Genomic DNA, 19,167 nt, shown 5'->3' with positions numbered 1-19,167 from the left:
GACCCCATGAGCGGACCGCACGAGTACCCCGAGCAGTACGCCAAAGACGTGCCCGACGGCTGTTCCCTCGGTCAGGGGAAGCTGAGCGAGTCGCCGCCGTGGGCTCCCGAGGACGCCCCGTACGCCTATTCGCCGCCGCCGATGTTCGAACCACGGCCGGAATCCTTCGGCGCCAGCCTGCCCAGCGGCCTCGCGTTCCTCGCGGGCGTGTGGCTGGCGAGTGCGCCGTTCGCGCTCGACTACGCCGGGACGGGAGCAGGCAGGCCGGGTTACTGGAACGACGTTGTGCTGGGGGTGGCCATCGCGCTGCTCGCCCTGGTGCGCACCGTGTCACCGCGTCAGGTGCCGTGGTTCAGCCTGGTGAACGCCGTCCTGGGCGGGTGGCTGGTGGCCGCGCCGTTCGTGCTCGGCTACAACGAGGGCCAGGACGCGAGCCGGGCGGTGGTCAACGACGTCGTCGTCGGAATCGTCGTGCTGGCACTGGCGGTGATCAGCGCGGCGATCACGTTCGCGATGCGCCGCAGGGAGAACGAGGGAGCCGCGCACGGGCGCTAACGTCCGTGCGTCTTGGCGGACTCCGTTTGCCGTGCCTCATTCGACACGCGCGTCAGCAGTTGCTTCCCGCCGTCATAGGCCAGGTGCAGCACATCGGCTCCCGCAACGACCGTGAGTATTGTGCTGATCAGCCGGGTCTGTCTGGGGGCGAAAGCCAAGCCTGCCGTGAGGCCGGACGCGACCCAGACGGCGAGGCAGAACGGACAGGTGAGCACCTCGCCGATCGCATGCTGGGCTCCCTGGCCACGGACCGACTCGTGCAACTCGGACTGGCCCGCGGGTTCCTGATAGCGGGTGAAGGGCGCGCGTAGCGGGCTGGTGACCGTGTCCTTCGCCAGCAACCTGCTCGCCTTGTGCGTCGCGATGGTCAGAAGAACGGTGTCCCCGAGGCCGATGCGTTCGGGCACCCGGACACCGAGCGCCCGGCCGGCGCCGGTGAGTGCGCCGGCCAGGGCTCCGTAGGTGCCCAGCACCACCGCATATCCGCGAAGGGGACGCTGCGCGTCACCTTGATACAACTCGCGGATCCGGTGGGCGGTCCTGGTCAGTGCCAACATTCACCACTCCTGGTTCGTTGTCCGAATCGTCGGTCGGCGGTCAGGAGCGGCCAACCGTTCCGACGCGCGAACGCGCGCCGCTGGGCAGCAGGCCGAGCAGGATCATCCCGATCCCGAGGCCGAGATGCAACCAGTTGTCGGCGTCGTTGAGCGGGACGAAGTTCGCCTCGCTGTCCTGGTCGATGACCAGGCCGTAGATCCACAGCGCGAGGTAGACCACGCCACCGCCGAACAGGTAGGCCTTGGCGCCCCCCGGACGCATGGCCATCGCGAAGCCGACGACACCGAACGCCAGATGCACCAGGTTGTGCAGAATCGAGACCGCGAAGATCCCGAGCAGTAACGCATCGGAGTCGACCGACCAGAACTCCATCCGGTCGTACTGGGTGGTCACCCCGGGAATGAAACCCAGGATGCCGACGAGCAGAAACACCGCGGACACGGCGTAGGCGGCCATTCGCACGGGTGAGGTCGCCGGTCTGACCGTTTCACTCACTTTCGTCACCTCAATTCGGTGATGGGCTGTTTTCCGAACACTCCGCGTACCCGAGCCGCCACCGGTCAAACGCCCGTTCACCCGCTCGTGATCGCCCGGGTTTTGGGCTGGTAGGAGGGGGAACACCAGGGCTTCGGGTGCGCGCCCGGCGGTGAGGAGGCGAGTATGCGGCTGGAGAAGAGCGACGTCGCTGATCTGGTCGGCGAGCAACCCAGGTTTCAGGTGCGAGAGTGGCGGATCGACCGGGGCGGCTGGGTTGTCATGTTCCTGATCGTGCTCGCCGGTCTGCTGGGCCTGTGGGGCGGCGGGCCATTGGGAGAGGCCACCGTCTCGGCCGGCGACGGCAGCATGTCCGTCAGCTACGACCGGTTCGTGCGCAATCTGGGCGAGAGCACACTGATCGCCGAATTCCCGCCGGGGAGCGCCGAAGCGGACTCGGTCAGTCTCGCTGTGGACCAGGCATATCTGACCAGTAACCAGGTTCAGTCCATCACCCCCGAGCCGGACACGGTGACCGCGCGGAACGGCCGCTTCGTCTACGAATTTCCCGCGGCGGCGGACACCTCGCTGACGGTGCGGTTCGATCTGCGGCCGAGCTCCGGGGCCGGGGTGCGCACCGCGACGATCGAGAGCGGCTCCGGCGGGCAAGCGCGGCTCTGGCAGTTCGTGTACCCGTGACGGGCGGACGGGAGCGAGGACAGCGAGGAGAACACAGTGGACATCATTCTGCGCGCGCTGGTCATCTATCTGGTCGTGCTGCTGCTGTTCCGGATCACCGGCAAGCGGACGCTCTCCCAGGTCACCACGTTCGACCTGGTGCTGTTGCTGATCATCAGCGAGGTGACGCAACAAGCGCTGCTCGGCGACGACTTCTCGATCACCACGGCGGCACTGGCGATTCTCACCCTTGTGGTGCTCGACCGCGTCGCCGACATGCTGAAGTCCCGGTCCACAACCTTCAGCCGACTGGCCGAGGGCGCTCCGCTGGTGCTGGTGGAGCACGGTGAGCCGCTGCAGGAGCGGCTGCGCAAGGAGCACATCAGCACCGACGACATTCTCGCCTCAGCCAGGAAGAGCCAGGGACTGTTGCGAATGGACCAGATCGAGTACGCCGTCCTGGAGAGCTCGGGTGGCATCAGCATCATCCCGGTGAAGAGTGAGTCGGAGCGGGAGAAGGACCGGGAGGCGAGCCGCCGCATCGTACGGGAATGAGCGGCACCTCATCCCGCCGCTGTGGGCCTTCCTCCTGGCACGACCCCGTCCAGCAACCCCGACTGTCCGGCCAGCGCTGCCGCCTCCGTGCGGCTGGTGACCCCGAGCCTGCGCAACAGGGCGGCTATGAGTCGTTTGACGGTGCGCTCGGAGACGTGCATCTCGACGGCGATCTGCGCAAGGGTGCGTCCGGTGGACAGCAACCGCCAGAGCCGCCGCTCCTCGTCACCGAGCTGATCGCGCAACCGTCGGGCGGTACCTCCGGTCGCCGCGAGGTGTTCGAGCACGTGCCCGGGCACGACGGCCCAGCCCTCGACCAGTGCCAGCAACGGGGTCAGGAGGTTCTCGGGTTCGGCGGTCTTGCTCAGCACTCCCCGAGCGCCGATGTGCACGGCACGCAGGGCAGGCCCCCGGTCCTCCTCGCCCGCCATGGCGATCACGGCCACCCCCGGTTCTGTTCGCCTGATCGCCGCGATCGCCCGGAGGCCACCGGGAGCGGGCAGGCCGAGGTCGACGAGTGCGAGTTCGGGGTGATAGCGCCGAACGGTGGTAGCGGCGTCGGCGGCGGAACACGTGGTGGCGACCACCTCTGCCCGTCCGCCACTCAGCGAGGGCAGGAGCATGGCCAGTCCGCGGCTGAACAGTGGCTGGGGATCGACGACCACGATTCGTACGGGACGGGATTGCCCCATGACCATCGCTCCTGCGCATCCTGAGGGAGTTCTGCCGCTCGCCGGGTTCCCGGTCTGCGCGGAACCAATCGTGCTCCGACTGGCCTTTCGAGGCCAGGTTGGACCGCGCGGGGACAGCGACTCCGACAAGCCTTGGAGTTGTGACGCGGCCAAGCGAGGAGAAGGAGTGCAATGTTCTATCACGTTCAGACCCTGCAGTTCGAGGCCAAGCCGGATGGCCCTGACCCGGCCTTCGCGAAGCGACTCCAGGAGATCCTCGGCGGTAAGTGGGGCGAGTTGACCGTCGCGCTGCAGTACTTGCAGCAGGGCTGGAACTGCCGGATGCCGGGCAAGTACAAGGACATGCTGCTGGGCATCGGCACCGAGGAACTGGCGCATGTCGAGATGATCTGCACGATGATCGCGCGGCTGAACGAGGGCGCGCCGATGTCCGTGCAGGAGGCCGCTGTCTCCGACAACCCGATGACCGCCGCCATCTACGGCGGATCCAATCCGCAGCACCTCATCAACAACGGCGGAGGGGGCTATTACCAGGACAGCAGCGGGGTGCCGTGGATGGGTGCCTACACCACGTCCTCCGGCAATCTGATGGCCGACTTCCACCTGAATGCCACAGCCGAGATGCAGGGGAGGCTGCAGGTGTCACGGCTGTACAACATGACCGACGACCCGGGCGTCAAGGCGATGTTGCGGTTCAACCTCGCCCGCGACCACATGCACCAGCAGCAGTGGCTGGCCGCCATCGAGGAACTCAAGGCGGACGGTCTGGAGGGATTGCCGGTGCCCGAGGCGTTCCCGAACGAGTCCGAGCAGAACCTCGACTTCGTCACCCAGTATCTGAACTGCAGCGACGGTTCGCAGGCAGGCGATGGCAGGTGGGCCTCCGGGGAGATGCCCGACGGCAGCGGTCGCAACTTCACCTACGAGGACAGTCCCGAGCCGCACGGCGACCGGCCGGTGCTGCCTCCCGGTGACCCCCGGTTGTACGGCACCCCGCCGCCGGACAAGGCGCCGGGAAATCCGGCGACCTGAACGCGGTGACCGAACCACGGGAGCCCGCCGTCCGGCGGGCTCCCGTCCTCTGTGCCGTCACGCGGCGACGGCGTCACCGGCGTTTCGGACCGTCGTCGACGTCCGTCCGCTGCTTACCGCGTTGCGCGGAGTGCTGACGCTCCTCCTGGTCCGCCTTGTTCGGCAGGTGTTCACGCGCCTTGGACGCACCGAGGGTGACCTGCGCCTGGCTTGCGGGCACTCCTTCCTCCTCGCGGGCCTGCTGCGCCCTTTTCCTTCGTTGCCTGTTGTCGCCTTCCATCTGTTTGCTCATAGTTGTGCGTTCCCGCCGTCGCGGGTTGGTAACCGTGCCCCCACACGGCGACGGCGCCCCGGACACGGGGTCCGGGACGCCGCCCGGCCGTCGTCGACGACGGCCCGGCACTCACGGGGGCAACGCGAGTGCCTGATTATCCGCGCGGTCAGTCGTCGTACTCGGCTTCGTCGTACTCCTCGTGCTCGTGCTCGTCGTGGTCGACTCCATGGCTCGCGCTGGAGTGCACGGAGCTGGACCAGGCGCCATCCTCGCCCGCCGCGTACGTGACGTTGCCGTAACTCGTGCCATAGGCGTCGGCGCCTGCACCGGTGAACTCCACGATCGCCCCTTCCGGGCCCGCGTGCGAGGAGGACTCCGCGAAGTAGGCGCCGAAGCTGCCATGGCCGTGGCCGTGGTGGCCGTGGCCGTGGCCACCTGCGTAGCTCTGCACGCTGGCGGTGCCTGCGCCGTCGGCGCCGGCGTACGACTCGTTCTCGCCGTAGCCGCTGTCCGCCGAAGCGATACCCGCCGTTCCGAGCGTGAGCGGCAGCGCCAGTGCGCTGGCCACCATGGCGCGTCGAACAGTACCCATGCGATGATCCTTTCTCTGTCTTCTGGCAGAGGCAGGACCTGGTTCTTCCGACTCCGTGTTCCACAGGAAGGCCAGGTCCTGTTCTTATGGAATGACCCGGCGCGAGCGTCGAGCCAAGGGTGGGGTTCCACGCACCGTGCGCATTGATGCAGGGCAATGCCCGGTTCACTCGATGAGGCGGCGAACGACTGAGGACCACTTCGGACGGTGTTGACTCCGGGGCGGTGTGATCATCCGGCGGTGTTGGTCGCGGCCACGATACGACCACGAACCTCACCGAAACCGATCCGTGCTTCTCCCGGACCCGGGGCGGTGGCCGAGATCGTGACCTCGTCGCCGTCCCGCAGAAACGTTCGTTCCTCGCCGTTGATCTCGATGGGCTCCCTGCCGCCCCAGGTCAGTTCGATGAACGCGCCGCGCTGGTGCTTCTCCGCGCCGGAGATCGTGCCGGAGGCGAACAGGTCACCGGTGCGTGACGAAGCTCCGTTCGCCGTCAGGTGCGCGAGCATCTGCGCCGGTGACCAGTACATGTCCCGGTACGGGGGCCGGGATACCTCCTGGCCGTTCCACTCGACGACGAGCTCGATGTCGAGGCCCCACGCCTGTTCCTCGCGCAGGTAGGGCAGGGGTCGCGGCTCCTGTCGCGGGGTTTCGGTCCTCGCCGTCTGGAGCGCCGGCATCGGCACGACCCACGGCGAGATCGAGGTCGCGAAGCTCTTGCCGAGGAAGGGGCCGAGCGGGACGTACTCCCACGCCTGGATGTCGCGTGCGGACCAGTCGTTGACGAGCACGGCGCCGAACACGTGCCGCGCGAAGTCCCCGCAGGAGACCGACGTGCCCAGCGCGGAGCCGGTGCCGACGACAAAGCCCAGCTCTGCCTCGATGTCGAGCCGGCGGGACTCGCCGAACGACGGCACGTCCTCGTCCGGCGACTTGCGCTGGCCGCAGGGGCGCATGATGTCGGTCCCCGACACCACCACCGTCCCCGCGCGCCCGTGGTAGCCGACCGGCAGGTGCTTCCAGTTCGGCAGCAGTGGCTCGGAGTCGGGGCGGAAGAGCCGTCCGAGGTTCGTCGCATGCTGCTCCGAGGCGTAGAAGTCGACGTAATCGGCGACCTCGATCGGCAGGTGCATCGTGACCTCGCCGATCGGGTGGACCACGTCGTCATCCACCTCGCCATGCAGGAGGTCGCGTATTCGCTCACGAACGGCGACCCAGCGGTCGTATCCCTGTGCCATGAATTCGTTCAACGACGGGCGGGCGAAGACCTCGTCGTCGAGAGCGCGGGCTAGATCCACCACAACGTCACCGACGCGGACGCCGACGCGTCGCGCCGAGCCCGGCGTGGAGAAGACGCCGTAGGGAAGGTTGTCGAGCCCGAACGGCGAGTCGTCGGCGATGGTGATCGTGGTCAAGCGTTACTCCTTCTCGGTTCGCGGGTCGCTCGCGCCGGATGGCACGAGTCCCAGGTCCACCAGTTCGGTGAGCGGTTCGGTGACGCTGCAGGTGCCGAACGACCGGAACGCCGCGCGTGCCTTGCCCGCGCGGTGGTCGTCCAGCTCCGCGATCCCGCTCGCGACCGTGTCCGTGTCTCGTTCCGCGAGGACGCAGGCGATGTCGTCGCCGTCCGCACCACGCAGCGCCGCGTCGGTCGCCAGGAGCAGGTTGAGGAAGCCGTGCTGTTCGAACCCGGTTTCCGGATCGGTGTTCCGGATCGCGTGGTGCAGGCCCGCTGTCGCCTTGAAGGGCACCCCGGCGGCGACGGCCGCGGCGATCGCCGCGGCCAGTTCGCGTTCGTCCGGATACAGCTCGGCGGTGACTCCACCGGTCCGGAACTTCGCCTGGTAGCGGGTGGTTGCGAGGGTGTCGATGACCTCCGCCCTGCGCTCATCGCGGGGAACCTCGACGAAAACCTCCGCCGCGGTCGCCGACATCGCCCGGTCCAACTCCACGAAGAACCGGTCCGGGGCGGTACCGGCGGGAACGGCGACCTCGAGTGCGCGCAGCGACACCGCGAGCCCGGCCACCGCGGTGAGCGCGTGTTCGGCCTGCCCCGGCCCCGCTGGCAGGGTGACAGCGAGGTTGAGCCGGTCCTCGGGCCGGAGCAGTCCAGCTAGGTCGGCGAGGGCGGGCGCGGCGAGGATCAGCGGCCCGACCAGTTCGGCGTAGCGCGCGGTCTCGTGGCGGGCGTGCGCCGGAACTGCCTCGTGCAGTGGCATCAGGCCGGGTGGGAAAACGGCGGCGTCGTCACACAACCCGCGCGCGAACGCGGGCAGCGGCTCCACCGGCTCGGGCGGCGTTCCGGCCGGTTCTTCCGACCCCGTTGTCTCCACACGCACCTCCACGCTTTCGGTCTCCGACGGATCTCATCTGATTAACACATGTACTACCTGGCGGGGCAAGAGGTCAGGGGGTGTGTGGTCTCAGTTGCGCCCGCGAATGTCGAACTGGTGCCTGTCGGTGATGAGCTTCTCGAGCAGCATGACCAGGATCCGCTGTTCGGCCTCGGTGAGCACGCTCGTCCACTCGTGCTCCCGATCGTTCTGCTCGCGGAAGACTTCCACCATCTCCTGTTCGCCGCGCTCGGTGAGGGACAGTCGGACCGAGCGCCCGTCGTGCTCGGCGGGGGAACGTCGCAGGAGTCCGTCCGATACGAGGGTCTTCGTCAGGTTGGACACCGCCGCCCGGCTCATTCCGGTCAGTTGTGCCGCCTTCGCCGACTCGAGAGGACCGGCCAGCCAGGTCACGAACAACAGCCGGAAGCTCGACCAGGACCGGCCCCGTGGCCGGTGGACGGTGGACTCGAGGTCGTAGGTGACGATGGAGGACGCGCGGTTGAGCGCAAGCAGGACCTCGGTGGCCAGCTGGTGCCGGAAGCCGTACTCCGTCGACAGTCTGCGGTTGGCGAGCTCGACGAAGGACCAGAAGTCGAGCTCGTCGTCGTTGTCCTCGGAGGTTCCGGTCATTCCGCGAAAGTAGTACATGAGTGAACTGGTTCGCGACCTGACAGTGTTGCGCCGGGCCGGATCAGCGGCCGTTGCCGCCCGGATGGCACATACTGGTCGCTGTGCCCGCCACGCACCCGACCTCTGGAATTGGCCACTGGATTCTGCACGTGGATCTCGACCAGTTCATCGCTGCTGTCGAGGTGGCCCGCCATCCCGAGTTGCGCGGCCTGCCGGTCGTGGTCGGCGGGGCGGGGGATCCGACGCAGCGTGCCGTCGTGGCGACCGCGTCCTACGAAGCCCGCGAGTTCGGGATCACCTCGGGCATGCCGTTGCGCACCGCGGCGAAACGGTGTCCCGAGGCGGTCTTCCTGCCGTCGGACCCGCCCGCGTACGAAGAGGTCTCCGAACGGGTCATGCTGGTCCTCCGGACCTTTCCAGTGGTCGTGGAGGTCGTCGGCTGGGACGAGGCCTTCCTCGGTGTAGCCGAAAGCACGAACGAGCGCTGGGAAGCTCCCGAGGCGCTGGCCGAGGACGTCCGGCGGAAGGTGCTCGCCGACACCGGGCTGTCGTGCTCGGTGGGGATCGGCGACAACAAGCTGCGGGCCAAGCTGGCGACGGGGTTCGCCAAGCCCGCGGGGGTCTTCCGCCTCACCCGCGAAAACTGGGTTGAGGTCATGGCCCACCGGCCGCCCGACGCGTTGTGGGGTATCGGCGGCAGGACCACGGCCAAGCTGGCCGACCTCGGTATTTCGACGGTGGGGGAGTTGGCCATGGCCGACAAGACGGCGCTGGCCGAGCGGTTCGGTCCGACCATGGGCCCGTGGTTCCGCCTGCTCGCGCTCGGTATCGGGGACAAGGCCGTGGAGGCGACGCCGTACGTGGCCCGCTCCCGGGGCAGGGAAGTCACCTTTCAGCAGAACCTCACGGAGCGCTCGGAGATCGACGAGCAGGTGGTCGTCCTGGCCAGGCGGGTGGCTCAGGACGTGGCGGACGAGGGCAGGCCCGCGGTGCGGGTGGCGGTGAAGGTCCGCTTCGCACCTTTCATCACCCAGACCAGGAGCGTCACCTTGCCCGTGCCGACAACGGACGGCGGCGAGATCGAGCGCGCCGCACTCGCCGTGCTCGACCGGTTCGAGCACACCCGCCCCGTTCGCCTGCTCGGTGTGCGTGCCGAGTTCAACCACCCGTAGGCGTTCTACGCTGCTGGCATGAGCACGCGAACCAGTTATGACGTCTCGGCTGTCCGAGGTCGCTTCCCGGCGCTGGCCGACGAGATCGCCTACTTCGACGGTCCCGGTGGTTCCCAGGTGCCGGACTCCGTGGTCGGGGCCGTGGCCACCGCGATGTCGTCCGCCATGTCCAACAGGGGCGAGGTGACGGCTGCCGAACGGCGGGCCGACGAACTGGTGACCGGGGCGCGCGCCGCCGTCGCGGATCTGCTCGGCGCGGACGCGGGCGGCGTCGTGTTCGGCCGGAGTATGACCCAGCTGACGTACGATTTCGCCCGCACGCTGGCCAAGCAGTGGGGGCTGGGCGACGAGGTCGTGGTGACGCGGCTCGACCACGACGCGAACATCCGCCCATGGGTGCAGGCCGCGGAGGCGTCGGGCGCCACCGTCCGGTGGGCCGCGTTCGACCCCCGAACCGGCGTGCTGGCGGTGCGCGACATCGTCGAGCAGCTCAGCGCCCGCACCCGCCTTGTCGCGGTGACCGCGGCCTCGAACCTGCTGGGCTCGCGGCCCGACATTCCCGCCATCGCCGACGCCGTGCACGCCGCCGGGGCATTGCTCTATGTCGACGGTGTGCACTACACACCGCACGCCGCGGTGGACGTCCGCGCGCTCGGTGCCGACTTCTTCGCCTGCTCGCCGTACAAGTTCCTCGGGCCGCACCTCGGCATCGTCGTGGCGGACCCCGCGTTGCTCGAGTCCCTGCGTCCGGACAAGTTGCTGCCTTCCAGTGACGCCGTTCCCGAACGGTTCGAACTCGGCACGCTGCCCTACGAACTCCTGGCAGGGACGACCGCGGCGGTGGACTTCCTGGCGGCGCTGGTTCCCGGCGCGGGCAGCCGCAGGGAGCGGCTCGGCCTTTCGATGGCCGAACTCGTCAGGCACGAGGACGCGCTGCGGGCAAGGGCAGAGGAGGGACTGAGCGAGCTGCCCGGTGTCGTGCTGCACGGCGCCCCCGATCGCGCCCGGACACCGACCCTGTTGTTCACCGTCGCGGACCTGCCGCCGCGTACCGTCTACGAACAGCTCGCGCTCGCGGGTGTCAACGCTCCGGCGAGCCACTTCTACGCGATCGAGTGCGCCAGATGGCTCGGCCTCGGTGACTCGGGCGCTGTCCGCGCCGGTATCGCCCCGTACACGAATCAGTCCGATGTGGACCGGCTCATCGCCGCGGTGGCCGGCCTGGCGGGCACGCGCTAGTGCCTCGTGCGGTACCCGTTGCCGGTCTCATTCGTCACGTCGGCGCCTTCGTGCCAGGTGACACCGAGCCCGGACAGCGCGACTGCTCTGCTGACATCGCTCGGGGTGACAATCCCGACCAGCGTTCCCCGGTCGTAGACGAGAGCTCGCCCATCGGCGCAGGAGCCCAGCCGCGGCAGCAGGGCGGTCAGTGGCTCGCCGGGTTCGGCAAGGACGATCTCGGCAGGGGGACAGGCCACCGCGCGCAACGGTGTCCGCTCTCGCTCGCCGGGGGCCACGCCCCGCAGCCGGTTGAGCGTCACCATTCCCTGCAGCCTGCCCGAGTCATCGAGTAGCGGGAACGCGGAATGCCTGCGTACCAGTGCGACGTCGCGCAGGAAGTCGGACACGTTCCGGTCGCCGTGCGCGGTGTCGGGCTCGGGAGTCATGACGTCATCCACGCGCATGCCCGACAACGCGGTCCCCAGCCGTGCCCGCTGTTCCTCGGCACTGGCGACGTGGACCACGAAGAGTCCGATCAGGATCCACCACAAACCCAGGCCGTAGCCGAGCAACAACCGGACGAGGCCGAGGGTGATCAGCAGGAAACCGAACCACCTGCCCGCCCGCGCACTCCAGACAGCAGCCATCAGCCGGTCACCGCGCCACGCCCAGACCGCGGCCCGGAGGACGCGGCCGCCGTCCAATGGGGCAGCGGGAATCATGTTGAACACCGCGAGCAGGACGTTCACCCCGGCCAGGTACAGGAACAGCACGCGGAGCAGCGGATGCAGGTCGCCGATGCTCACCAGGAAGGCCGCGAGGCCGAACAGCGCACCACAACCGATGCTGGTCAGCGGGCCGATCACCGCCACTCGCAGGTCCGCACCGGGAGTGCGAGGCTCCGAACGGAGCCGGGCCACTCCGCCGAGCAGCCACAGGGTGATCCCGTCGACCTCGATACCGTTGCGGCGGGCGACGACCGCGTGTGAGACCTCGTGCGCGAGGAGCGAGATCGCGAACAGCAACGCGATGGCGACGGCGGTGAGCACGTACGCCCAGGCCGGATACCCGGGAAGCACGTCGGGCAGCTGTGTCGTGCTCAGCCCGAGCACCAGCAGCAGGACGATTCCGAGCACGCTCCAGTGCAGGCCGACGCGAACGCCGAGAATTCTGCCCAGTCTCACGGTTTCCGTCATCGTCCACCAGGTCCTTCCGCTGTGGCGCGAGGCGGCCCGCTGTAGTGGTACCGCGGGCAGAGGGTTGCCGCCGCGACCTTCGGCTAACCGGGGAATGCCGCGGCCGTGGCCCGGGTACCCGCTTGGTATGGCACGCGGAAACAGTCCGGAGATCGTCGTCGTCGGGCAGATCGCCAGGGATCTCGTGCTCTCGGTGGACGAGATGCCGGCCAAGGGAGGAGCGGTGCCCGTGCGGCGGCGGCAGGAAATGCTCGGTGGCAAGGGCGCCAACCAGGCGGTCGCCTGCGCGCAGCTCGGGGCGGGCACCGCGCTCATCGGGGTGGTCGGGGACGATCAGGCCGGCGACAACGTACTGCGGCAGGCGCGTTCGGACGGGATCGACGTGTCGGGTGTGGTCCGGCGGCAGGACGCGAGCACCGGGCTGATCGTGGACGTTCTCGAACCCGATGGCGGCTGGCGATACTTGGAGGACCTGCCCACGGACGTCCTGCTCACGGAATCCGACGTCGAGGCCGCCCGCTCGCTGCTCGAGCCCGCCGGATCCGTTCTCGTGCAGCTACAGCAACCGTCCGCTGCCGCGCTGACGGCGGCTCGTCTCGGCAAGACGGGCGGCGCGCGCGTCGTGCTGGACGGCGCACCCGCTCAGGACGATCGCGGGGCGGCGCTGCTCGCGGCTGCCGACGTCTTCCGGCTGGATGCGAAGGAAGCCGAACTCTTCTGCGGCGAACGGATCGGTGGTGCGGACGACGGGCTGCGCGTGGGCCGGGAGCTGCTGCGCAGCGGCCCTTCGCTGGTCGCCGTCGACGTGGCGGGGAAGGGTAATGCCGTTGTCTGGCCCGACGGCCAGGTGTTCCTGCCGCTGATCGACACCGAGGTCGTGGACACCACCGGTGCCGGCGACGCCTTCACTGCGGCGTTGACTGTGGCCCTCGACCACGGTGCGCCTCCGCCACAGGCCGCACGGACCGCGGTCGCGGCCGCCGCGAGCAGCGTCGAGCGCGCAGGTGGCAGGCCGGACCTGACGGGGGACGCACTGCGTGTGCAACTGGACCGGTTGACGGCGGTGGCTCCCACCTGATCAGCGGTCAGCGTCGCCGACGGGCGGGATCTCAAAGGTATTTCGGACGTCCCTTTTCGGGTGAGGCAGGCGGCCCGGCAGTGGTGTGTCGCAATCGCGAATCCGTCAGCCTTGGTCGGCGATTTGAGTACTCGCGTCAGGCGTGAGCGGCGCTTATGCGCGGATGCGGCGATACGTGGCGGATCGATTCCGATTAATCGAAAAGCGGGCGCAAAATCGCTGGTCATACGTAACTCGTTATTCACTCGTGACCCAGTTGTGTCCTGCTGTCAGTCGCGTTACGGTCGAGGTGTTCGGTTGAGTCAACAGCCGTCCGGAGCTGCGCCCGGCTAGACGCTGACGTCGAAGTTACGAGTTGGTGCTACTCCACACAGCAAATCGCGTGTGAGGAGGCTGTCCCATGGACACAACCACCCCAACTACATCCGTTCCCGGTTCAGCTCGTGCGGAGGAGTGGCTGACGGTACGTCGTGCCAAATCGGCGGATGTCGGCATCGTGCAGATCATCGGTGAGGTCGATCTGTGCACCAGTGGCACTGTCAGCAGCGCCGTGAGTTCGGCACTGGGCGAGCACCCATCGGGGCTCGTGATCGACCTTCTCGGGGTCACCTTCTGCGGCTGCAGCGGACTGACCGTACTGGTCGATGCCGACGAACAGGCGCGGCGGTCGCGCAAGCCGTTGTCCCTGGCATGCACGGGACGGGTTGTCCTGCGACCGTTGGCACTGACCGGACTCACCGAGCGCTTCCGTATCTGTGAGACGGTGCCACAGGCTGTGCAGAGTCTGCGGCAGCTGTCACTCGCGGGCTGAACCCTTCCGCGTCCTCGTGGCCGCGGCGCGCGTTTCCGCAGCGCCGAGACTCAGGCGTTGCCGGTCGGAGCTGGGCCAGACGTAGGGCAGGTCGTCAGGTACCCCGGGAAACCAGGCACGGTAGTGGCCGGGATCCTTGCGCACGAGCGCCGACTGGTGGCCGCGATGGAAGTCGGCGTCGCCGATCCACGGTGGAAGTTCCCCCGCTGCCGACAACTCGGTCACGTCGCGCACCGTGGTCCGCCCTAGCGCGACCCGCAGGTCCGTTCGGAGGCTGGCGGCACACGTGTCCGCCCTGCCCCCGGCGGACCAGTGTGCACAGATTTCCAGACCGTAGCGGGTCAGCGCCTCCTCGTAGCCCGCCCACATCGCGGCGGCGGGGTGATGGCGCCAGCCGTGCCCGGGCACCGTCAGTGCCCGCAGCAACTGCAGTGCCTCGACCCGCTGTTTGCCGAGGCGACGGACATCCAGGATCCGGGCGGTCTCGGCGAAGTCCGGGACGGGCAGGAACGTCTGCATTGTCTCAGCTCAGTCGTGTCCTGGCCGGTTCCGTGACTCGTCGGTGTCTCCTGTGGTCTCGTCCCTGTCGCGCCGGGCGGCCTTGGCCTCGGCCTGTTCGCCTGCCTGCCTGCTGCCCTCCGCCGGCTCCGAGGGGTGTTCACCTCTGCTCCGCTCCGCCTCGTTCACGCTGCTCCCTTCGTCGGCCTGCGGTTGCTCCGTTGCCGGGTGCCCGCCAGTACGGCGGATAATCCCCTACGGCACCACGGATTCCACTTTTCGGTCAGCAGGGCGCCAGGCGGTCGAGTACGTCGATGTAATGCTCGTGCAGGCGGGCGCTGAGCAGGTGCGCACAGTCCAGGTCATAGACCTCGAAGCGGTTGTGTGGGGTGAGCCTGTCGGCCTCACGGATCATCCTGTCCTGCAGCGCGAGTGGCAGGAACAGGTCGCGGGTGTGCCGGATGTAGGCGCGCGGGATGCGCCCCCACGTTTCGCGCTGCCCTCGGGAGTCGGTGTCGCTTGTCGTCAGGAGTTCGTCGGGCGCGAGCTGGTTGAGGAATGCGAGGAACTCCGCCTGGGTGCCGTCGTCGAGCAGCGCGTGCTTCGCCGCGGCCAGCACCTCCCGGTCGGCGGTTCGCCAGTTCGACCGAACGGCGCCGACGACGGCGGGGTCGGCCACCAGGAATCCCAGCAGGCTGCCCGCTTCCGTTGCCGACCCTTCCGGGGTACTCAGGTACTCGTTCGGCGTGGGCAGGTCCACACAGCAGAAGGCGGTGTCGTAGACGAGCTTGTCGATGAGGTGCGGCACCTCGTTGGCAACCAGACTCGTGATCGCGCCACCGATACTGCTGCCCACCAACACCACCGGATCGCCGAGCAGGGCCGCCCTGCGCACGACGTCGACAGTCGCGCCCAGGTGGTCGCGCGGCGTCACCCCGATCAGCGGGGAGGGCTCGGTCGCCAGTGCAGCCAGATCCTGTGGCGCTTGGTAGGAGAGGCGGAACTGACCGTCCGCCGCCGCCTGCCCGGGGAGTTCGACGCCGACGCACCGATGGCCGCGCAGGGCGAGATCGTTCGGAGTGCTGGAACTGCCGTTCGCGCCGTTGGCGAAGACGAAGGTCGCGGTCCTGCGCCCGCGGCGAGCTGCGGGGGGTGTGTCGGCGTACGCCGAGGATATTCCTGCCGCGCTCGCCATGACGGCTGTCGACCCTGCCATCGCGGCCCTGCTGAGCATGGTTCGTCTGGTGTACCCGGCCAAGATCCGCTCCCCGTCCTCGCAAGTTCGCCGACTGATCGGGCCACGCTAGCCAGGGCGGCGCCGCGGGCGCATGCCCCCGCGGTCGCGTCACGTGTCATCCCACAGTCGGAGGCGGGAGCGGGAACTCGCCGCGCCGCCCGACCGGAGCCGAAAGCTTCACGACGGAAACGCCACCGTGGACAGCAACGCGAAGGCGGGATCGCCGCACGGTTCACGCGCCACCGGCTGCGTTCGCGAAACGCGCGTCCACGTCCGCTGCCGTGAGGCCGAAGTCGTCGAGGGTGTAGCGGTGCGCGGGTCTGCGGCCGCCGGACGTGCTCGCGGTGTGCAGTTCGGTCATCGCCGCCCGCGCCGCCTGCGTCATCTCCAGTCCGAAGTGGTCGTAGATCGACTCGACCGTGCCGATCGGATCGGCCACGAAGTCTGCGTAGTCGACGTCGAAAAACCGCGCGGGATCGTGCTTCGCCCGCTCGGCTGTGAACGCGTCGAGGCCACGGGACCAGAGTTCCAGTTGGGTGCGACCGACGACTTCGCCGTGGAATACCTCCGACCAGCCCGCTGTGGCCTGCTCGGTGAGGCTGGCGACCGAGGCGATCGCGGTCCGCGGCGAGCGGTGGGTCTGGATGATCAGCGCGTCGGGGTAGATCTCGAGCAGGGCGTCGAGCGCGAACAGGTGACTGGGATTCTTCAGAACCCAGCGGCGGTCCGCGTCCGGCAGCCCGATGAGCTGGAGATTCCTGCGATGCCTGCGATACGCGGTGGTCCAGTCCTGCTCGGCGAGCCAGGCCGAGTACGTCGGCAGGTAGGCAAAGCACTCGTAGGAAATCGACATCGCCGACTGCCGGAGCAGTTGCCAGCATTCCTCGACCTGTTCGGCGGAGGTGTAGTGCAGCCCCATGAACTCGGGATGCTCGACGTGGTGCTGGTCGTACCCGGCCTGGATCCCCTGGAACACGGGATCCGCCGCCCAGGTGGAACGGGGCGGACGGGGTCGGGGAACCTCCGTGAGCCACAGTTCGAGACCCTGGTGTGCCGGGTCCTCTGTCAGCAGCCGGTGCAGTGCGGTGGTTCCGGTGCGGGGCAGACCGGTCACGAAGATCGGCCGGTCGATCGGCACATCGGCGTGCTCGGGGTGCGCCCGCCATGCCGATTCGCTGAGCAACCGGGAGATCAGCGCTCCGCGCAGGAACGCGCGCGCGACCTTGCTGCCCCGTGGGGTCAGCAGCGCGTCCCGTTCGTACGATTCCAGCAGCACCGCGAGGCCCTCACGGTGCTCGTCCCCGCCGAAGTCGTCGAGACCGGTGATCCTGCTGGCCGACGCGTGCAGATCGGCGACGGTGCCGACGTTCGTTCGTTCGGTGTCCATCTCCTGCTCCCGATGCTGTGGTTCAGTGTCCGTGGCGAGGACTCGGGTCCGCGATCGAGTCGCCAGGGCTCTGGTTTCCGGCGACTGTCCAGTTCTGCTGGTTGACGCCCTGCCGCCTCGACAGCGGGACTTCGTCGGCCGAGTTCCACACATCACCACGGCCACGCAATTCGCGGTTCTCAGACCCCTCTCAGTGGTGGTACTCGCCCCCGTTGACGTCGAGGCACTGTCCGGTGACCGCCCGGGCCAGCCCCGAGGCGAGGAACACCACGGCGTCCGCGACCTCGTCCGGTTCGGGCAGCGCCCGCAGGTCGATCGTCGCCGCGGTCTCGTCGTAGACCTGCTGTGGCGGCACGCCGCGCTTCTTCGCCAGGTACGCGAAGTACTGCCGCAGTGACTCGGCCCAGATGTAGCCGGGCGCCACGGAGTTGACCCGGACACCGCGCGGACCGAGTTCGGTCGCGAGGCTCTGCGCGAGCGCGAGCAGACTCGCCTTCGCCATCTTGTAGGCGCCGAAGGGACGCCGGGAATGCCGCAGCACAGCCGAGTTGATCATCACGACGGAGCCGCGGTGCTCCGCGAGCGCGGGTGCGAACAACCGGGTGAGCCGGAGCGCCGCGAGCACGTTCGTGTCCAGTCCCGCCCGGACCGCATCGAGGTCGGCGTCGAGCAGATTGGTGAGCGATGGGATCGCGAACGCGTTGTTGACCAGGGTGTCCACGTGCCCGAACGTGTCGAGCGCCGTCTCGGCGAGCCGGGCGGCGGAGGTGTCGTCGGTGATGTCGGTGGGTACGGCGACGGCACGCCTGCCGAGTTGGACGATCTCCCTCGCCACCTCGTCGAGTCGCGCTGCCGTGCGAGCGGCCAGCACGACGTCGGCACCGGCCTTCGCGCACCGCACGGCAATGGCCCTACCGAGGCCGGGCCCCACCCCGGACACCACCACGACCTTGTCCAGCAGCAGCATCAGCCGAGCATCCTCGCCGCGACCGCGTCCTGCCTCGCGGCGATCCGCGCGGCCCACTCCTGCCCGCTCACCCGCGACTGCTCGTGGAACGGCAGCAGCCGTGGCAGATCGTCGATGTGCAGCACGTCCACCTGAGGGCCCTCGTCCGCTGTGAGGTCGCGGGCCAGCCGTTGCCAACGGATCTGCACGTATCCCCGCCGGTGACCGGTCCGTTCGAGCCAGTTGACGAGACCGGGGTCGCGCTCGCTGATCACGAACCGGAACTTGCCGTCCGGATCCACCCTGGCCTGGTCGGCGGAGAGGCTGGTCTGGTGGTTGATGTAGTCCAGCGACAGGTACCACATGCTGCCGAGCTGGATGCCCTGGTATGGCGCGTCGGAGGCGGGCAGGGCGGGCACGGTGACGACCATGACCTGGTCGTCGTCGAGGTCGTAGTGTCCCGCGGAGGAGAACTGGGTGCTGAGACCGCCCGGGGTGCGCCTCGGCTCGGTCATCGTGTTCACCGGAAGGCGCAGGTAGAACCATTCGGGGAACTTGAGGAACGTCCGAAGCCTGCTCAGCAGGATCTTGCCCGCCACGCGGTAGCGGGTGGCCGCCTGATCGGCCGGGGGTACTGGCGGGGCCGCGCCGGCCAGGTCCGCACGGCGGATCCGGATCACGCCCCGGCGCTCGTTCGCCCAGTCGCTGTACACCTCGCGGACGACGAGCATCGCCGCGCCCTTGCCGAGTGGAAAGTAGTTCGGCCCCGCGGCTTTCGGGCCGAACCGGAGCTCGAACGTCCCGTCGTCGTCGATTCGCAGGGCGCGATCGTCGAACGCGGTGAGACTGTCCGGGACGTCGACGGGGGAGTAGTCGCCGTCGAGCACCTGGAAGCTGAGGTCGGTCGTACTGCCCCGCGTTCCCGTCACCACGTACTCCGCGTCGTCACGTAAGTATGCGTGGAAGTAGAGCGCGTCGGGGTTGTCCAGACCCATCTTGTTGTAGGGGCCGGTGGACTGGACGAAGTACGGGAAGTCCCGTTCGTAGGCCCAGGCGAGCCGCAGGGCGGCCTGGATGCTGCCCGCCAGGTAGTCGTAGCCCTCGCGGAGGTCCTGTTCGGACCGGACATGCGGGGCGTCGGCGACGATCTTCTCGGCCTCGACGACCGCGTCGGCGAATGACTGGGTGAGCACCGGCCGCTCCTAGACACCTCGGTGAAGTGGTACAAATATGTACCGCTCTGGT

Annotated in this window: 23 protein-coding genes; 8 read left to right on the top strand and 15 right to left on the bottom strand. The window is 68.6% G+C overall.

Going from position 1 to position 19,167, the window contains the following annotated elements; genetic code table 11:
• The first annotated feature begins 6 nt into the window (after nucleotides 1-6).
• Nucleotides 7-555, top strand: a complete 549-nt coding sequence (locus BM199_RS11535) for an SPW repeat protein (RefSeq protein ID WP_091672800.1) — start codon at nucleotides 7-9, stop codon at nucleotides 553-555.
• Here BM199_RS11535 and BM199_RS11530 read toward each other — a convergent pair.
• Both BM199_RS11530 and BM199_RS11525 read right to left on the bottom strand, forming a co-directional pair.
• On the bottom strand, nucleotides 552-1,112 hold the full coding sequence (locus BM199_RS11530) for a DUF1360 domain-containing protein (RefSeq protein WP_091672798.1): 561 nt from the start codon (nucleotides 1,110-1,112) through the stop codon (nucleotides 552-554). The two genes, BM199_RS11535 and BM199_RS11530, sit on opposite strands and share 4 nt — an antisense overlap.
• A 40-nt stretch (nucleotides 1,113-1,152) precedes the next feature.
• On the bottom strand, nucleotides 1,153-1,569 hold the full coding sequence (locus BM199_RS11525; RefSeq protein WP_091672797.1) for a DUF4383 domain-containing protein: 417 nt from the start codon (nucleotides 1,567-1,569) through the stop codon (nucleotides 1,153-1,155).
• A 204-nt stretch (nucleotides 1,570-1,773) separates the two neighbouring features.
• Here BM199_RS11525 and BM199_RS11520 point away from each other — a divergent pair, with 204 nt between their 5' ends.
• Both BM199_RS11520 and BM199_RS11515 read left to right on the top strand, forming a co-directional pair.
• Nucleotides 1,774-2,286, top strand: a complete 513-nt coding sequence (locus tag BM199_RS11520) for a hypothetical protein (RefSeq protein WP_091672795.1) — start codon at nucleotides 1,774-1,776, stop codon at nucleotides 2,284-2,286.
• A 36-nt stretch (nucleotides 2,287-2,322) separates the two neighbouring features.
• Nucleotides 2,323-2,820, top strand: a complete 498-nt coding sequence (locus BM199_RS11515; protein WP_091672793.1) for a DUF421 domain-containing protein — start codon at nucleotides 2,323-2,325, stop codon at nucleotides 2,818-2,820.
• An 8-nt stretch (nucleotides 2,821-2,828) separates the two neighbouring features.
• On the opposite strand, the gene BM199_RS11510 is transcribed toward BM199_RS11515, so the two are convergent.
• Nucleotides 2,829-3,512, bottom strand: coding sequence for a response regulator (locus tag BM199_RS11510; protein ID WP_091673182.1), 684 nt, complete (start codon nucleotides 3,510-3,512; stop codon nucleotides 2,829-2,831).
• A 171-nt stretch (nucleotides 3,513-3,683) separates the two neighbouring features.
• Here BM199_RS11510 and BM199_RS11505 point away from each other — a divergent pair, with 171 nt between their 5' ends.
• Nucleotides 3,684-4,544, top strand: a complete 861-nt coding sequence (locus BM199_RS11505; RefSeq protein WP_091672792.1) for a manganese catalase — start codon at nucleotides 3,684-3,686, stop codon at nucleotides 4,542-4,544.
• A 73-nt stretch (nucleotides 4,545-4,617) separates the two neighbouring features.
• Here the strand turns inward: BM199_RS11505 and BM199_RS11500 are convergent, their stop codons facing one another.
• From BM199_RS11500 to BM199_RS11480, 5 genes are all read right to left on the bottom strand, one after another.
• On the bottom strand, nucleotides 4,618-4,836 hold the full coding sequence (locus BM199_RS11500) for a hypothetical protein (RefSeq protein WP_143101820.1): 219 nt from the start codon (nucleotides 4,834-4,836) through the stop codon (nucleotides 4,618-4,620).
• 148 nt (nucleotides 4,837-4,984) lie between these two features.
• On the bottom strand, nucleotides 4,985-5,410 hold the full coding sequence (locus BM199_RS11495; RefSeq protein ID WP_177242577.1) for a hypothetical protein: 426 nt from the start codon (nucleotides 5,408-5,410) through the stop codon (nucleotides 4,985-4,987).
• A 230-nt stretch (nucleotides 5,411-5,640) separates the two neighbouring features.
• Entirely contained in the window at nucleotides 5,641-6,825 is a 1,185-nt protein-coding gene (gene fahA, locus BM199_RS11490; protein WP_091672787.1) for a fumarylacetoacetase, read from the bottom strand.
• A 3-nt stretch (nucleotides 6,826-6,828) separates the two neighbouring features.
• Nucleotides 6,829-7,695, bottom strand: a complete 867-nt coding sequence (locus tag BM199_RS11485) for a hypothetical protein (RefSeq protein WP_091673180.1) — start codon at nucleotides 7,693-7,695, stop codon at nucleotides 6,829-6,831.
• Between the two features lie 138 nt (nucleotides 7,696-7,833).
• Nucleotides 7,834-8,376 (bottom strand): MarR family winged helix-turn-helix transcriptional regulator, encoded by a 543-nt coding sequence (locus tag BM199_RS11480; RefSeq protein ID WP_177242576.1) that lies wholly within the window; start codon nucleotides 8,374-8,376, stop codon nucleotides 7,834-7,836.
• Between the two features lie 101 nt (nucleotides 8,377-8,477).
• Between BM199_RS11480 and BM199_RS11475 the strand changes: the two genes are divergently transcribed.
• On the top strand, nucleotides 8,478-9,548 hold the full coding sequence (locus BM199_RS11475; protein WP_245788302.1) for a DNA polymerase IV: 1,071 nt from the start codon (nucleotides 8,478-8,480) through the stop codon (nucleotides 9,546-9,548).
• 18 nt (nucleotides 9,549-9,566) lie between these two features.
• The gene (locus BM199_RS11470) at nucleotides 9,567-10,787 is read left to right on the top strand and encodes a cysteine desulfurase-like protein (RefSeq protein WP_091672784.1); all 1,221 of its coding nucleotides are present in this window, start codon (nucleotides 9,567-9,569) and stop codon (nucleotides 10,785-10,787) included.
• On the opposite strand, the gene BM199_RS11465 is transcribed toward BM199_RS11470, so the two are convergent.
• Nucleotides 10,784-11,965 (bottom strand): site-2 protease family protein, encoded by a 1,182-nt coding sequence (locus tag BM199_RS11465; protein WP_091672782.1) that lies wholly within the window; start codon nucleotides 11,963-11,965, stop codon nucleotides 10,784-10,786. The genes BM199_RS11470 and BM199_RS11465 overlap by 4 nt on opposite strands.
• Nucleotides 11,966-12,092: 127 nt before the next feature.
• Between BM199_RS11465 and BM199_RS11460 the strand changes: the two genes are divergently transcribed.
• Nucleotides 12,093-13,043 carry a PfkB family carbohydrate kinase gene (locus tag BM199_RS11460; RefSeq protein ID WP_091672780.1) on the top strand — a complete coding sequence of 317 codons (951 nt, stop codon included), beginning with the start codon at nucleotides 12,093-12,095 and terminating at the stop codon, nucleotides 13,041-13,043.
• Nucleotides 13,044-13,443: 400 nt separating this feature from the next.
• Nucleotides 13,444-13,854: an STAS domain-containing protein gene (locus BM199_RS11455; RefSeq protein ID WP_091672778.1), complete on the top strand. Its 411-nt coding sequence runs from the start codon at nucleotides 13,444-13,446 to the stop codon at nucleotides 13,852-13,854.
• On the opposite strand, the gene BM199_RS11450 is transcribed toward BM199_RS11455, so the two are convergent.
• The 6 genes from BM199_RS11450 to BM199_RS11430 all read right to left on the bottom strand — a co-directional run bounded on the left by BM199_RS11450 (nucleotide 13,840) and on the right by BM199_RS11430 (nucleotide 19,115).
• Complete coding sequence (locus BM199_RS11450; protein WP_091672776.1) at nucleotides 13,840-14,373, bottom strand: MSMEG_6728 family protein; 534 nt, start codon at nucleotides 14,371-14,373, stop codon at nucleotides 13,840-13,842. The two genes, BM199_RS11455 and BM199_RS11450, sit on opposite strands and share 15 nt — an antisense overlap.
• Before the next feature lie 9 nt (nucleotides 14,374-14,382).
• Nucleotides 14,383-14,541: a hypothetical protein gene (locus BM199_RS33835; protein WP_177242575.1), complete on the bottom strand. Its 159-nt coding sequence runs from the start codon at nucleotides 14,539-14,541 to the stop codon at nucleotides 14,383-14,385.
• Between the two features lie 94 nt (nucleotides 14,542-14,635).
• Nucleotides 14,636-15,568 carry an alpha/beta fold hydrolase gene (locus BM199_RS11445; RefSeq protein WP_245788301.1) on the bottom strand — a complete coding sequence of 311 codons (933 nt, stop codon included), beginning with the start codon at nucleotides 15,566-15,568 and terminating at the stop codon, nucleotides 14,636-14,638.
• 253 nt (nucleotides 15,569-15,821) lie between these two features.
• The gene (locus BM199_RS11440) at nucleotides 15,822-16,976 is read right to left on the bottom strand and encodes a sulfotransferase family protein (RefSeq protein WP_091672775.1); all 1,155 of its coding nucleotides are present in this window, start codon (nucleotides 16,974-16,976) and stop codon (nucleotides 15,822-15,824) included.
• A gap of 190 nt (nucleotides 16,977-17,166) precedes the next feature.
• On the bottom strand, nucleotides 17,167-17,943 hold the full coding sequence (locus BM199_RS11435; protein ID WP_091673175.1) for an SDR family oxidoreductase: 777 nt from the start codon (nucleotides 17,941-17,943) through the stop codon (nucleotides 17,167-17,169).
• Nucleotides 17,943-19,115, bottom strand: a complete 1,173-nt coding sequence (locus tag BM199_RS11430) for a hypothetical protein (RefSeq protein WP_091672773.1) — start codon at nucleotides 19,113-19,115, stop codon at nucleotides 17,943-17,945. The genes BM199_RS11435 and BM199_RS11430 overlap by 1 nt, the downstream gene beginning before the upstream one ends.
• Nucleotides 19,116-19,167: the final 52 nt, after the last annotated feature.

The sequence above is a fragment of the Amycolatopsis marina genome (genome assembly GCF_900111885.1).
GTDB lineage: Bacteria > Actinomycetota > Actinomycetes > Mycobacteriales > Pseudonocardiaceae > Amycolatopsis > Amycolatopsis marina.
Note: the sequence above shows the minus strand (reverse complement) of the source record. Positions and strands in the feature narration are given on the sequence as shown.